11 protein-coding genes are annotated in these 14627 nt (G+C 62.2%); 8 read left to right on the top strand and 3 right to left on the bottom strand.

All coding sequences use genetic code 11. The features are described from left to right. Positions 1–25 precede the first annotated feature (25 nt). The 6 genes from BV106_RS23845 (at position 26) to surE (ending at position 9352) form a co-directional block, all read left to right on the top strand. Positions 26–2089, top strand: coding sequence for a sensor histidine kinase (locus BV106_RS23845; RefSeq protein ID WP_265596024.1), 2064 nt, complete (start codon positions 26–28; stop codon positions 2087–2089). After that, positions 2089–2721: a response regulator transcription factor gene (locus tag BV106_RS23850; RefSeq protein WP_038168994.1), complete on the top strand. Its 633-nt coding sequence runs from the start codon at positions 2089–2091 to the stop codon at positions 2719–2721. Before BV106_RS23845 ends, BV106_RS23850 begins: the two co-directional genes overlap by 1 nt. A gap of 99 nt (positions 2722–2820) precedes the next feature. Then, complete coding sequence (locus BV106_RS23855; RefSeq protein ID WP_038168995.1) at positions 2821–6570, top strand: DUF1553 domain-containing protein; 3750 nt, start codon at positions 2821–2823, stop codon at positions 6568–6570. A 41-nt stretch (positions 6571–6611) separates the two neighbouring features. Beyond that, positions 6612–7871 (top strand): DUF1501 domain-containing protein, encoded by a 1260-nt coding sequence (locus BV106_RS23860; protein WP_038168996.1) that lies wholly within the window; start codon positions 6612–6614, stop codon positions 7869–7871. A gap of 100 nt (positions 7872–7971) precedes the next feature. Continuing rightward, the gene (locus BV106_RS23865; protein ID WP_038168997.1) at positions 7972–8583 is read left to right on the top strand and encodes an LON peptidase substrate-binding domain-containing protein; all 612 of its coding nucleotides are present in this window, start codon (positions 7972–7974) and stop codon (positions 8581–8583) included. A gap of 55 nt (positions 8584–8638) precedes the next feature. Then, complete coding sequence (gene surE / locus BV106_RS23870) at positions 8639–9352, top strand: 5'/3'-nucleotidase SurE (RefSeq protein ID WP_038169009.1); 714 nt, start codon at positions 8639–8641, stop codon at positions 9350–9352. A gap of 245 nt (positions 9353–9597) precedes the next feature. Here the strand turns inward: surE and hisH are convergent, their stop codons facing one another. The 3 genes from hisH to BV106_RS23885 all read right to left on the bottom strand — a co-directional run bounded on the left by hisH (position 9598) and on the right by BV106_RS23885 (position 12462). Next, the gene (hisH, locus tag BV106_RS23875) at positions 9598–10224 is read right to left on the bottom strand and encodes an imidazole glycerol phosphate synthase subunit HisH (protein ID WP_038168998.1); all 627 of its coding nucleotides are present in this window, start codon (positions 10222–10224) and stop codon (positions 9598–9600) included. A 61-nt stretch (positions 10225–10285) separates the two neighbouring features. Continuing rightward, complete coding sequence (hisB, locus tag BV106_RS23880) at positions 10286–10882, bottom strand: imidazoleglycerol-phosphate dehydratase HisB (RefSeq protein ID WP_038168999.1); 597 nt, start codon at positions 10880–10882, stop codon at positions 10286–10288. Between the two features lie 155 nt (positions 10883–11037). Then, on the bottom strand, positions 11038–12462 hold the full coding sequence (locus BV106_RS23885) for a PTPDL family protein (protein ID WP_265596025.1): 1425 nt from the start codon (positions 12460–12462) through the stop codon (positions 11038–11040). Positions 12463–12625: 163 nt separating this feature from the next. On the opposite strand from BV106_RS23885, the gene BV106_RS23890 reads away from it, so the two are divergent. Further along, the gene (locus BV106_RS23890; RefSeq protein WP_051946252.1) at positions 12626–13432 is read left to right on the top strand and encodes a ParA family protein; all 807 of its coding nucleotides are present in this window, start codon (positions 12626–12628) and stop codon (positions 13430–13432) included. After that, the gene (locus tag BV106_RS23895; protein WP_038169001.1) at positions 13413–14408 is read left to right on the top strand and encodes a hypothetical protein; all 996 of its coding nucleotides are present in this window, start codon (positions 13413–13415) and stop codon (positions 14406–14408) included. Before BV106_RS23890 ends, BV106_RS23895 begins: the two co-directional genes overlap by 20 nt. Positions 14409–14627: the final 219 nt, after the last annotated feature.

Consider the following 14627-nt stretch of genomic DNA (forward strand, 5'->3'; position numbering starts at 1 on the left):
ACGGGCTATGTTTTTGCCGCTCACCATGAGATTGCCCCCCTTCCCCATCCTGCTTGCGCTGTGCCTGGGGGGCATGGTGACTACGGTTACAGCCCAGCAGCCGCCACCACCGGTCAAACCTGCGGCGGGCGCCCAGATCCTGCGCCGCGCCAACGATGTGGCGAGGTATCCGGAGACCGATCCTGAACTCCAGCCGCCGGTGGAGATCGAGGCCACGGTCACCTTTGTGGACCCGGGCGGCACAGTGTTTCTGCAGGATGAATCTGGAGCCACCTTCATCCGCAACTCCAAGTTCGGCCTCACCATGAGACCGGGCATGCGACTCCGCATCAAAGGCACCCGGGTCCCGGGGCTCTACATTGGGGGCATTGCCCAAGATACCGTGGATGTGCTGGGTGAAGGTCCGGTGCCAACGCCCGTCAAGGTTACCCCGGATGAGCTGGCAGATGGTCGTTATCACTACCGCCTGGTGGAGCTACAAGGCGTCGGCCGCTCGATGGAGATCACGGGCGAAAACACCGCCAGTCTCCGGCTCAATACCCGCTCAGGTCTGGCGGAGGTGCGGTTCGATCAAAACCCACCCGAAGACACGCACGAGTTTGTGGATGCGGAGCTGAAGGTGGTGGGCCTGGCGGCCGGCGCGATCAACGACCGACGTCAGTTGGTGCGGCCTTACATTCGCGTGGCAGACGTTCGCGCCATCACCATTGAGATGGGGCCACCAGCAGATCCCTTTGCACAGGAGCCGGTGTCCGTGGCGGCCCTGCTCGCGGCGGCTAATCGCAATCCCGACATTCATCGCGTGAAGGTGAAGGGCACGGCATTGAGCGGCATTCTGGGCGGTGGCTTTTACTTGAGAGAAGGAAGGAAGAGCCTCTTCGTGCACACGCCGTATGCCGAGCCCTTGCAACCGGGAGATGAGGTGGAGGCACTTGGGTTTCCCCAGATGGGCAACTTCAGCGCCATGCTGGCGGATGCGGTCTTTCGGGTCACGGCTTCAGGCACACCGCCATCGCCGACCGCAGTGACGGCCAAGGAACTGGCGAATGGCTCGTGCGACTCCGAGCTGGTAGTGGTGACCGCCGGAATCCTGCAGCGATCCGTCATCGGCAATGCGTGGGTGGCAGAGGTGGAGAACATCAGCTTTCGTGTGATTGGCCCGCCGGATGTGGCCATGGATTTTGAGCCGGGTTCCAGAGTGCAATTCACAGGTCTCTGCCGGGTCAATGCCACCCGGTCAGAGGGCTATCGCACTTTCCCCACCGCGTATGAGTTGCGGCTGCGGACTCCGGCAGATGCGCTGCTGCTCACGGCACCTCCGTGGTGGAACGCGGCCAGGCTCACCTTGGCGCTGGCAGGCGTAGCGGGTGCGGGTCTACTGGTTGCGGCCTGGGCAGGTCTGCTCAAGCGACAGGTGAATCGGCAGTTGGGGCTGCTGCAACTGAAGACACAACAGGAGGCCGTGCTGGAGGAACGGCAGCGGATTGCACGCGAGTTTCATGACACGCTGGAGCAGGAACTTGCCGGGCTCTCCCTGCGACTGGATGCGGCAACCCCACGGGTGGCGGATGACAAAGCACGCCAGCTCCTGGAGCAGCAGCGCAAGCTCCTTTCCCGACTCCAAACAGAAACCCGGGACTTTGTTTGGGATCTGCGGGATGCCTCCCGCAATGAGGTGCCCCTTCTGGAAGCACTCCAGGGGCTGGTGGATCACCTGCAGACCACCACCGCGATCCCGCTCCAGGTGGAGGTGATTGGTGAAACCCCTGCCCTGCCGCCACTGGTGCAGCATCATCTCCTGAGGATCAGTCGGGAGGCGGTGAACAATGCCCTGAAGTACGCGCTGCCGCAGAAGGTGGTGATCAAGGTCGAGACCGATGTGCAGGCGCTGAAACTCACGGTGTCCGACGATGGTAAAGGTTTTGATCCCAGCAAGATGTCGGTCTCAGGCGGGCACTTTGGCCTGCAGGGCATGCGGGAGAGGTCAAGGAAACTACACACAGAGCTCTCGCTGCAGAGCACGCCGGGCGGCGGCACTTCGGTGGGATTGACACTTGCGCTGCCCGCCCTCCGCGCGTCATTCACCTGATGTCCGCCGCTCCTGCCCCCGTCCGCATTCTGCTCGTCGATGACCACTTCGTGGTGCGCAGCGGACTGGCAGCCTCCCTCGGCCTTGAAGACGACCTCCAGGTGGTGGCGGAGGCTGGGAGTGCGGCGGAGGCCCTGACGGCCTGCGCCGCCCACACGCCGGACGTCGTCATCATGGATCTCCAGCTTGGTGAGGTGAACGGCATCACCTGCACAGAGCAGCTGGGGCAGGCTCATCCTGGCATCCGCATCATGGTCTTCTCCTCCTTCGCCCGGGATGAGGACGTGTACCGGGCCATCCGGGCCGGGGCTCTGGGCTACCTGCAAAAGTCCGCCCCGCGTGAGGACCTGCTGAAGGCCATCCGCACGGTGGCGACAGGCAAACGCTATCTGCCAGGAGACATCGCCCAACGGCTGGCGGAGCGACTGGGGCGGCCGGAGCCCAGCCCCCGGGAACGCGAGGTGTTGGCGCAGATGGCCAGAGGCCGGAGCAACAAGGAAATCGCCGCCGCCCTCGGTCTGAGCGAGGAGACCGTGAAGCGCCACGTGAGCAATCTTCTGGAGAAGCTGGGGGCTCAAGATCGCACCCAGGCGGTCACTGAGGCGATCCGCCGCGGCCTTCTGGAGATCTGAACATCACCCGAATGGGGGATGCTGGACCACCACGAATGCGGCCCCGGTGAGTGTTGAAAGAGACGGCCTCACTCCGTTATTCTTTTAGCACATACCGTCATGCACTTTTCCCGCAAACCTTTCTTGTTCCTGGCTCTGGCCTCGGCGTCTGCCTTTGGGCAGGCGACCAACGATGCCACGAATGACTCCGTGAACGACTCCAGCGACAAGGTGGCGGAACAGGCCCCTGCTCCGCTGATCAAGTGGACCTTCGACAAAGACGAGCCGGGAGCCTGGCAGGGCGGCAAGTCCATCACGCCCACCGGCCCGCAGAAGCCCACCTTCCCGGGCTTTCCTGAGGGGAACAAAGCGGCGGTCTTCTCCGGCAGCGGCACCAGCATCAACGTCCGTGAATCCGATGTGCCCGGAGTGAACCTGCGTTTTGTCAAAGGCGATGCCATCTCGCTGGAGGCCTGGGTCAGTGTCGAGGAAATTAAGAACGGCTCCTACTGCTACCTTGTGGGCAAGGGACGCAACAAGAAGGCGGCCTTCTCCTCCGAGAACCAGAACTACGCGCTGCGCCTCAAAGGTGAGGGTGGCGAGGCCCGGCCTTCCTTCCTCTTTCGCAGTGAGTCGGACAAACCCGATGGCGCTCGCGAGTATCACCGCTGGGTGGCCACAGAAGGCTTCGCGCCCGGCACGGGCTGGCACCACGTGGTGGTGAGTTACACCTTTGGCAAAGCGGACAGCCTGGAAGCCTATGTGGATGGCAAGGAAGTCAAAGGCGTGTGGGACATGGCTGGCAAGACCAACAACGGCCCGGTCAATGACGCCGACGATCTGAACATCGGCTCCGGTTACGGTGGTGGTGCGGGCAACTCGCTCCAGGGCTCACTGGATGAAGTCGCCATCTATCGCGGCATTCTTCCTGACTCAGTGGTGGCCCAGCGCTTCCAGTATGTGCCGCAACCTCCGGTGGTGGAGCGCAGCATGATCCCAGATGGCAAGGTGCTCGTGCAGATCTGTGAAGACGGGCTGCCGGAGAAAAACGCCTGGCCGACCCAGTCGCCCCGCGCCACGGAATCCTATGATGAGCGTGCGTTTGGCCTATTTGAAGTGCCTCACAAGTACATCACGAGCGGGGTGCGTGCGGACCGGCCCATCCCCTATCTCCTGCGCACGGCTGCGGTGGTGAATCTTCCCGCGGGCAAGCATCGCTTGTTGCTGCGTGGTCGTGGGGCTTCCCATCTCCACATCGATGGCGTGCAGCTTCTGACCACGACTTTCCCGAAACCCGACAGCGGTGGCCACGGTCATGTGGACGAGCAGGAAGGTTATCTCAATCTCGGTCCCGACTTCCGCTTTGCCCCTCCAGGAACGCAGGAGACCTGGTGTGAGTTTGAAAGCAAAGGCGGCGAACACGTCGTCGTGCTTGAGACGCTGGTCGGCGGCATGGTGGGCAAATCCAAGCGTCGTCCTGAATTGGGCGAAACCGTCGTGGCCTGGTCCAAGCAGGGCACGGAGACCTGGCAGCTGTTGACTCCGGCCAAAGGCGGCAAGGCCGGTGAAGTCATCGCTTACAATGATGCCGGCTGGACAACCTATGCGGCCGATCGTCAGGCGCGGTTGGATGAAATGAACAGCCAGCGTCGCGCTGAGCGTCTGGCCGACGCGAAGCCCTATTGGGACAAGCGTCGCAAGGCCGTGCAGGACTGGCTGGCCAGCACCAAGGAAGTGCCGGTGCCGGCATTGGTCAAAGGTTATCCCGCTCTCAATCCCATCGACCAGTTCCTCTCCGTAAAGATGGCGTCCGTGGGTGAGCAGAACAAAGCCTCCCACAGCGGCAAGGTGGACTTCTACCGCGACATCCAGCCCATCCTGGAGACCAAGTGTTATGACTGCCACCAGGGCACCAAGACCAAGGGCAATCTCAAGCTCGACTCCCTGTCCGCTGCCATGCACGGCGGTGAGAATGACGGCCCGGCAGTGACCCCTCAGCATCCTGAGAAGAGTTCCCTGCTGGCTCGTGTGATCACGGATGACGAAGATGCGATCATGCCGCCCAAAGGCAGCCGATTGACCAAGGAGCAGACGGACTTGATCACGCTCTGGATCAAGGAAGGGGCTGTGTGGCCCGAGATGAAGGTGGACAAGATCACGGTGACGGCGCTCACCACAGACCTCGCCTTCCTTCGTCGTGCGTATCTGGACACCGTGGGTGTGCCACCGAGCCTGGCTGAGATCGAAGCCTTCCAGAAAGACACCAGCGCTGACAAGCGCACCCGGGTGATCGACAAGCTGCTCACCGATCCCCGCTGGGCAGACAACTGGACGGGCTACTGGCAGGATGTGCTCGCGGAGAACCCCAACATCTTGAACCCGACGCTCAACAACTCCGGCCCCTTCCGTTGGTGGATCTATGAGGCGCTGCTGGACAACAAACCGATGGACCTCTTTGTGACGGAACTGCTGACCATGAAGGGCAGCGTCCGCTTTGGTGGCCCTGCGGGCTTTGGCGTGGCCTCACAGAATGACGTGCCGATGGCGGCCAAGGGTACGATTGTGAGCACCGCCTTCCTGGGGGTGGAGACGAAGTGCGCCCGCTGTCACGACTCGCCCACGCACGAGTCCCTGCAGGAGGATCTCTTCTCCCTGGCCGCCATGCTGGCGCAGAAGCCGGTGGATGTACCGACCACCAGCAGCGTGCCGATGGACAAGCTGCATGAAGGCGGCCGCAAGCCGCTCATTCAGGTGACGCTGAAGCCTGGTTCCAAAGTGCAGCCCAAGTGGCGTTTCACGAAGTTTGGGGACGAGGCTTCCGGTGCCGCTCTGGCAGAGCATCCCGAAGACACTCGCGAACAGTTGGCCGCGATCATCACCGGTCCGCAGAACGAGCGCTTTGCCCAGGTCATGGCCAACCGTCTCTGGGCCCGCATCATGGGTCGCGGCATCGTGGAGCCGGTGGAAGACTGGGAGAAAGGCAAGCCCACCCATCCTGAGCTGCTGCAATGGCTGGGCCGTGAGTTTGTGCGCAATGGCTATGATGCCAAGAAGCTAGTCCGCCTGATCATGACCTCCCACGCCTATCAGCGCGCCACGGATGACACCCTGCGTGCCGCCAGCCCGCTCTTCGCCTCCCCGGCGCCCCGCCGTCTGGAAGCCGAGCAGATCGTCGATTCCCTCTTTGCCGCCACGGGCAAGCCCTTCAATGTGGAAGAGGTCAGCCTCGACATCGATGGCCGTCGTGATCTGGGCAACTCCATCAGCCTGGGCAATCCCCGCCGCAGCTGGATGCTCACCTCCACCTCGAATGAGCGTGACCGCCCCAGTCTGGCACTGCCCCGCAACCAGGCCGTGTGCGACGTGCTGGGTGCCTTCGGCTGGCGTGGTTCCCGTCAGGATCCGGTGAGCAAGCGCGATCGCGAAGCGAACGTGCTGCAGCCCGCCATCATCTCCAACGGCACCGTGGGCATCTGGCTCACCCGGCTGAGCGATGACCACGGCATCACCGCGCTGGCACTGGAAGACCGCCCTGTGGACCAGTTTGTGGACGCGTTGTTCCTGAAACTCCTCACCCGCCTGCCGACTGCTGAGGAGAAGCAGCGCTACACGGAGTTCCTGGGCGCTGGCTACACCAACCGCAAGCTCTCCCCGGTGCCCGTGGCCTCCCCTGCCCCGCGGGTGAAGCCCATGTACGTGTCCTGGTCCAACCACCTCGATCCCGTGGCCACCACCGTGCGCATGGCGGAAGAGACCGCTGCGCGCAAGGGTGACCCGCCGACCCAGAAGCTCGATGCCGCCTGGCGTCAGAAGCTGGAAGACGCCCTCTGGGCCCTCCTCAACGCCCCTGAGTGGATCTTCGTCCCCTGATCCGCACCTTGTTTCTTCAACTCACCTGATTTCCTCGTACCATGAACCGCAGATCCTTCCTCAAGACCGCCGCGCTGGCACCCCTCGCGGCCTATGCCAGCCCCCAGGCCGTGATGCCCAAGGGCAAGGCCGAGCACTGCATCTTCATCTGGCTGGGCGGCGGCATGTCGCAGATCGACACCTTTGACCCCAAGGCGCTGGGCAACTCCAAGGCCACGCCGAAGCTGGCCGGTGCGGAGTATGCCTCCATCGACACCGCCGTGTCGGGCGTGAAGGTGTGCGAGCACCTGAAGAAGACGGCGCCCCTGATGGACCGCATCACCGCGGTGCGTACCGTGAACCACAAGGTCATCGACGAACACGCGTTTGCCACGAACATCGTCCACACCGGCCGCATGATCAGCGGGAACGTGACCTATCCTTCGATCGGTTCCATCATCGCCCATGAGCGTGGTGCGGCCGATCCCAAGGTGCCAGCCTACATGCTCATCGGCTACCCCAACGTGAGCCGCGGCCCGGGCTTCCTCGGAGCCAAGGACGGCTACGTTTACCTGACGGACACGGCCACCGGCCCTGCCGGGTTCACCCGTCCGGACTTTGTCACCTCCGACCGCATGAGCGCCCGGGAGAAACTCCTCGAACCCCTCCAGAAGCGCACCAGCGACCACTCGGTGATGGGCGACTACGAGACGGCCCAACGCGAGGCCCTGCGTCTGGCTGGACCGGAGTTCATGCGCAACTTCAATCTCGGTGAGGAATCCTCCACTCTGCGCCAGTCCTATGGTGGTGAGTTTGGCCAGCGCTGCCTGCTCTCCCGCCGCCTCGTGCAGTCTGGGGTGCGCTTCATTGAGGTCTCCCACAACCTGAACTTCATCAACGGCACGGGCTGGGACACTCACAACGAGGGGCAGCAGCAGCAGCACGTCCTGATCCAGGAGCTGGACACCGCCCTGTCCGCCCTGATTGTGGATCTGGAGGAGAAGCGCCTCCTGGACAAGACGCTCATCGTCATCGGCACCGAGTTCGGCCGCCCCGCCGCCTACGACGGCAAAGGCGGTCGCGGTCACCAGGGCACGGCCTTCTCCCTGATCCTCGCCGGCGGCGGGCTCAAGCACTGCGGTGCCTATGGAGTGACGGACGATCTCTCCAAGAACGTCCTGGAGAACCCCGTCAGCATCCCGGACTTCCACGCCACGGTGCACGCCGCCATGGGCGTGGACCCGTCCAAGGAGCTCTTCGACGCCTCCCGCCCGGTGCCCATTACCGACGGCGGACGCCCCATTCAGGCACTTTTCAGCTAGCCAAATGCGCCAACCTCCTGCAAGGTCCGCGCTTTGCAGGAGGCGGGAAACGGCAAGCCGGGTCGTCCACCCCCTTGCTGAGTGGCGTATAGAAGTGGGAATGGACATCAATCAAGAAGCCAGCCTGACTATCCCCGGAGAACTGCCTGTGATGGTGCTCTCTGACTGTCACCTTTTTCCGGGCTGCCTTCTTCCGTTGTACATCTTTGAAGAGCGCTACCGCTCCATGCTGACCCACGCGCTGCAGTCGCATCGCATGTTTTGCATCGGCAATCGCAACGACGAGGGCGACAGCGACCAGATCAATCCCCACACGACGGCTGGCCTGGTCCGGGCCTGCGTCCAGCAGGATGACGGCACCTCGCACCTGCTGCTCCTGGGTGTCCGACGCATCAAGCTCAAGAAATGGGTCCAGGAGCGACCGTTTCGTATCGCCGCCGTCGATACTGTGGAGACCAGCATCGAGGACATCGACCAGGTGACGGCCCTGAAAGAAAAGGCCCTTCAGCTCTTCAAAGTAGGTAAAGACGAGAGTGCCTCCCAGCTCTGTGAAACCCTTGGAGAGAACGACAATCCGGAGCTCGTGTGCGATGTCTTGAGCTACCATTTCACCCGCTGCCCCAAGCTGCAGCAGAAGCTTCTCGCCGAGATCTCGCTGGCCCGCCGTTTTGAACTGCTGATCGACGCTCTGCGGAAGAAAGAGTGCCTGTAGGCAGGGCGACGGGGGGAAGACTTGATTTTTCCTGCTCCCCGGAGCATGGGTGGACTTGCACTTCCTCCTTACCAACGACGATGGCATTGAAGCCCCCGGACTGGCCGCTCTGGCCGCCGCAGTTTCAGCAATTCCCGGGGCTACCTACACGATTGCCGCCCCAGATCGCGAGTACTCCCAGTGTGGTCATCGCGTGACCACCACAGAGGTCCTGAAAGTCCGCCAGAAGGCAGAGCACGCCTATGCCGTGAGCGGCACTCCCGCCGATTGCGTGCGGGCAGCCGTATTCGGCCTGGGGATCAAACCGGACTTTGTGCTCTCCGGGGTGAATGCCGGCGGGAACATGGGGCAGGATCTGGTCATCTCCGGCACGGTCGCCGGGGCGCGAGAGGCGGCGTATCACGGGCTCCGTTCGGCCGCGTTTTCGCACTATCTGGTCAAGGGCATTGCGTTGGACTGGGAGCGGACTGCGCGCTGGACCACCCAGCTGATTGAGTGGATGCTGGGCCAGGATCTGGCTGACGGCGCGTTCTGGAACGTGAACTTTCCCCACCTGTCGCCCGGTGAGGAGGCCCTGCCTCCGCGGGTGATCACCTCCCCTGCCCGCCCGCCCATGCTGGTGACCTATGACGGCACCGAGGGAAATGCCGGCGAGTGGGATCTGCGCTACACGGCCCGGTATGCCGATCGCCCTGCGCCTGAGGGTTCAGATGTGAACGTGTGCTTTGGCGGCAAGGTGTCGGTGAGCCGGTTGAGTGTGGTTGGGTAGAGCGGGCGTACGTTCGAGGTATAGACGACGATGGATCCAAGGAGCGGCGGTTTGTGCTTGCACAACCGCCGTGGGTAAGCGTAGCGGTTGGTCGCCCAATACTCACCACCTTGTGTGGTCTTACCGCGGCTTTCTTGCTTGGAATGACCGTCGCTCCGGCAGCCTTCGGCGGTTGTGCAAGCACAAACCGCCGCTCCTCGGGGGCGCATCGGCTTCTCAGAATTCCCTTAACTCGCCCCGCCCGACTACGCCTGCTTCGCCAGATGCTCGACGGAGTTCTTCAACAACGTCAATCCCGCGCGCTGGCTCTTTTCCGGGTGGAACTGCACGGCGATGACGCGGTCGGTCACGATGCCGCTGGCAAACTCGCCTGCGTAATCGGTGAAACAACCTGCCAGATTCGGATCTGCGGGCTGCGGGTAATAGGAGTGCACAAAGTAGAACACGTCCTCGTTGCCGAGGCCCTTCCAGGCAGGATGGGCAGAGTCCGCGAAGCGCGCGGTGTTCCAGCCCATGTGCGGCACTTTGACGCCGGGCAGGGAGGGAAAGCGGGGCACGGTGCCCTGGTACTTGGCGAGGCCTTCGACGTCAGGATTCTCCTCGCCACGCTCAAACAGCAACTGGTAACCGAGGCAGATGCCCAGGTACGGGCGATCCTGGGCCAGCCATTCCTTCAACGGCTGCCACAGACCCGCTTCCTTGAGCTGGCGCACGGAATCGCCAAAGGCACCCTGGCCGGGAAAAACCAGCAGGTCCAGAGAGTCGAACTGATCTGGCTGAGTGATGAGGCTGGCGTGCTGGTCGATGGCTTTGAACGCGTTGATCACACTGCGCAGATTGCCACCGCCGTAGTCAAGGATGCCGAGTTTCAAGGAAGGTGCTGATTGGGGACGAGAACTGATTGAGAGCTGCGAAACGAAGGAAGGCTCTGCTTTAGAGCATCTCTTTCGTAGAAGGTACGCCTGTGACACGCGGATCGTGACGCGTGGCCTGATCCATCGCACGGGCCAGACCCTTGAAGAGCGCCTCGGCCATGTGGTGGGCGTCCTTGCCGTACTGGATTTCCATGTGCAGATTGGAAAGCAGGGCGCTGGAGAAGCCGCGCATGAACTCCTCTACCAACTGGAAATGGAAGCCGATGCCGATGGTGTCGACACGCTCGGGAGCACGGAATACCAGAAACGGACGGCCGCTCAGATCGGTGGCCACCTGAGCCAGGGTCTCATCCATGGGCAGCAGGCACCAGCCGTAGCGGGTGATGCCTTTCTTGTCGCCCAAGGCTTCCCGGAAAGCATTCCCCAGCACGATGCCGGTGTCTTCCACCGTGTGGTGAAAGTCCACCTCGATGTCTCCCACCGCGTCCACCGTCAGGTCAAACAGGCCGTGTTTGGCGAACAACGTCAGCATGTGATCCAGAAAGGGAATGCCAGTCTTGATGCTGGAAGTCCCGGACCCGTCCACGTTGAGGGTCAGCCGGATGTCGGTTTCGGCAGTCTTGCGATGTTGCTGGGAGGTGCGTGATGCGCTCATGAAATGGACTCCCAATTACCGCCACCCGGGCGCAGGAGTCAACCCCTCAGCACCCTTGGGCAACTGGGCAGCAAAAAGCCCGCTGGCCGGACTCGGCACAGCGGGCTTGAAGCAGATGGGGTTCCCGCGATGAGGCAGGAACCGCGCGATGCCGTTTAATCCACCTTCTTCTTCTTGCCGAGGAAGATCACGGCGAGGAGCACGACGAGCACGCCACCACCGACGATCGGGATGTAGGGGCCCAGCTTTTCCATCAAGGATTCCGGTGCTTGGGCGGAGGGGGCGGCTTCGGCGGAAGCAGCGGGCTTGGCTGCCTCTTCTCTCTTCTTCTCAGCCTCCTTCTTCTTCTTGGCCAGCTCTTCCTGTTTCTTCTTCATGGCCTCTTCCATCGGATTGCCTGCTGCGCCATCCGTGGCTTTTTCCTTTTCCTTGTCGTCTTCAGGAGCCGCTGCCACAGCGCCGCTGGTCTTGGCTTTGGCAACTTTTTGAGCATCGAGCACAGCCGCTTTAACCTGCTTGTCCACCGCGGCGAAAGCCAGCTTGTTGTACACCTGGCCCTTGGCGATACGGGCGAGCGTATTTTGAGCCTCCGTGGCGTTGCCATCGGCGATATAGCGGATGGCGGCGGTGAGCACCTCGTTCTCAGCCTGGACTGCAGCCAAGTTCAGTGCCTTGAGATCGGCACGTTCCTTGATGATGGTTGCCGTGGTGTCCTGGAGGGACTTCAGGTCATACTTGTAGGTGTCGCGCCACTTGGTCTTGTTCTTGAGCTGGGCGTCTGCGAGCGTCTTGAAGTTGGCCTTTTCCTGCTCAATGGCGCTCTTGCTGAGCTGCTGGTCAGTGCCGCTGAGCAGCTTGAGACCATCGTCACGTCGCTTGCTGATGATCGGCTGTTCGACGATCAGACCAGAGACCTGCTTTTCATACTTGTCCAGAATGTCCAGAGCCTCAGGAATGGCGGCCACATACTGGAGCGAGGCCGGGTACTGGGTGCGCAGGGAGTCAAACGCACGCAGGGAAGTGAGATAGCGGCTGTCCACGTTTTCAGCCGCGGCGTTGTTCATCTGCTGACGCAGACGGAACGCCTCGATATTATAGGAGTCCCGCTTGGCGGTCTCAGAGTCCAGCCAGCGCCCTTCCACCTTCACCTCGCCCTTCTGCACGCGAGCTTTTTCCTCGCCCAGAGTGACGATGATCTTCTCCACTTCAGCGGCTTCCGGCGTGCCGGGATGTTTGGCGGTGAAGGTCCTAAGTCGGTCCTGGATGATGGACTCATATTCGGCAGCGCTCAGCAGATCCGGCGTCGGCAGGATCTTGGCCAGGGCGCGCTCTTCCATCTCGATCATGGCCGCGCTCTGGCGCACGTGATCTTTGATGTCCGCCTTGTTGAGCACTTTCTTGTCCTTGATCTTCGGCGTCAGATTGTACTCAATCGTCACCGTTGAGGCGTCTTCCGTGATCAGCGGGCCTTGATAACGTTCACCAGATTTCATGGTGATGATATCCGCGTGGGCCAGTTGAAGCGTGAGGAGGCTGGCAGCGGCGAATACGGGGAGGTGAAGTCGATATCGGGCAATCATGTTTGATGAAGCAGAATCAATTTTCTTGGAAAACATCTTCTAAGATTAGGGAGTTTGCAGATTTGAGTAAAGTTTTTTGCCGTGACGGCCCTCCGCCTGCGAACAATTTCCAAGGGCAGCTACTTTTCCCTGCAAAGCCCCGAATCCCCGCTACTCTGCCACCGTGATCGCCCTCGCCACAGCCAGTCAAAAAGGAGGAGTGGGAAAAACCACCATCTGCATCAATTTGGGCCATGCTCTCGCCCGGCGTGGATGGAATATTCTGCTCGTGGATACCGATCCCCAGGGGGGTATCGGTCTGTCGCTCAGCAAGAGCACCCGCAAGAAAAAGGGGTTTTACGACTATTTGGTAAAAGGTGGCGAAATCCGCACCTTCATCCTGCCCACGCGTCTGCCGGAATTCAGCATCCTGCCCTGCGGCCAGCCCGACGAGTTCCTCCGCCGTCATGATCTGGCAGGCTCGGAGCAGCGGCTCCGTGACTTGCTCAAACAGGCAGAACTCATCGGCTACGATTGTGTCATCCTGGACACCGCCGCCGGGCTTACTGGCCTGAGTGAGGTGGCCGTGCGGGTCTCAGATTGGGTGGTGATCCCTCAACAGGCGGAGCCTCTGGCCATCCGCAGTGTTCCGCTCCTGCTGGAGACCTTGGCCCGCTTCCGTGCGGAGGGCGCTCCCGTCCGCTTTGCCGGTCTGCTCCTGACGATGCTGATGGAGTCCCACCCCGCCAGCGCGAAGGTGGCAAAAGAACTGCGGCAGATGCTGCCTGCTCAGCTTCTGTTCAGCCAGGCGATCCCGCGTGACCCTCTTTTCCTTGAGGCCAGTGCCCTCGGACTCCCCCTTTCTCTCCTCCGCAAGAACCCACCCCCTTCAGCGCTGCTCTTTGACCAGCTCGCCGCCGAGTTGGAAGAACGAATCGGCCTGCAGCAATCCAAAGACCAAGTAGAAAGCCATGCAAGTCTCCTGGATTGACGAAGACGAACTCCGCGCCCTGACAAGCCTGTTGCAGGGTGCTTTCCCTGAACCCAAGGCGGAGGCGGTTTCCGGACCTGCATTCCCTGATGTGAATGAGGCCGTGATCGCCAGCCTTTTGGAAGGCGGTCCGCTGCCTGCGACGGCGCTGGTGGCTAAATCACCGGCTGCCGCTGCAGTGGTCCTCCCTGCCGCGAACCCGGCTCCCGTGGCTGCGCCTCTGGAGTCCCAACCGGCCCCTGCTCCTGCAACTGCAACAGCCCTGCCAACACCCGTGGTCGCGGCACCGCAGATGCATGTCTCCGTCATCACCCCGGCCGACGAGCCGGTCGGCACGGTCACGGATGACAGTCAGCGCCCGGAAGTCGCCCATATTCGCGATCGCCTCAAGGCCATCCGAGACCGGGCCCAGGCGGCTGGACTGCTCCCCCCTGCCCCTGAAGTTCCCCCGATGCCCGTGCCCGTGGCGGAGGAGCCACCTGCCGCACCGGTGTGGGCCGCGGCCGAAGCTCAGCCTCGCCTGGCCCCTGATTTCCCCTCTCTGGCTCAGGCCGTGGCTTCCATCTCGGATTCCGACAATCCTCCCGTTCTGCACCTGCCGGAAGACGGCACCATGGCGGAGCGGCTGGAAGGCTACACCCACTGGGCCGCGCGTCTGACTCGGGCGGAGCAGATCATTCTCATGGATGACTACGGGGATCTCCTCTGGGGAAATCCGGAGACCAACGACTTGATTTTGACCGCGATGCTGGCGCTGAATGCCTCCAGCCGGTCCCGCATCCCCGGGGCGCCTGCCTTCCTGCGGTCCCAGCTCGGGCAGAACCGTGAACTTCACGCCCTGTCCGCTGCGACTCGATTTGGCACGGTCACGCTGGCGTTGATCAATCCGGGCGAGATCAGTGTGGCAACGACTGGGTTGCTCCAGGACGGGTTGGTGAAAAGCATTGAGGGCAGTGTTGCTACGGCGCACGGGTGAGGTGGGGAGAGGGGTTGATGGGGGGTACTTGGGAGGTTCGCGGCCCGGGTGGCCATCCATTGCAGCGTGCATCAACAAAACTCGCGCCAGCGTCTTGGAGTACGGTGGCTCGACACCGTTTTCGCCGGGCGATGTGAGGTTGGGTATCCCCTGGAATGTCGTCCGGGTGATGGAGATGAGCGACGGCGCTAGCACGGGGGCTTTGCCTCTGCCTAATCG

Origin of the sequence: Verrucomicrobium sp. BvORR106, assembly GCF_000739655.1 — a bacterium.
Taxonomy (GTDB): Bacteria; Verrucomicrobiota; Verrucomicrobiia; order Verrucomicrobiales; family Verrucomicrobiaceae; genus Verrucomicrobium.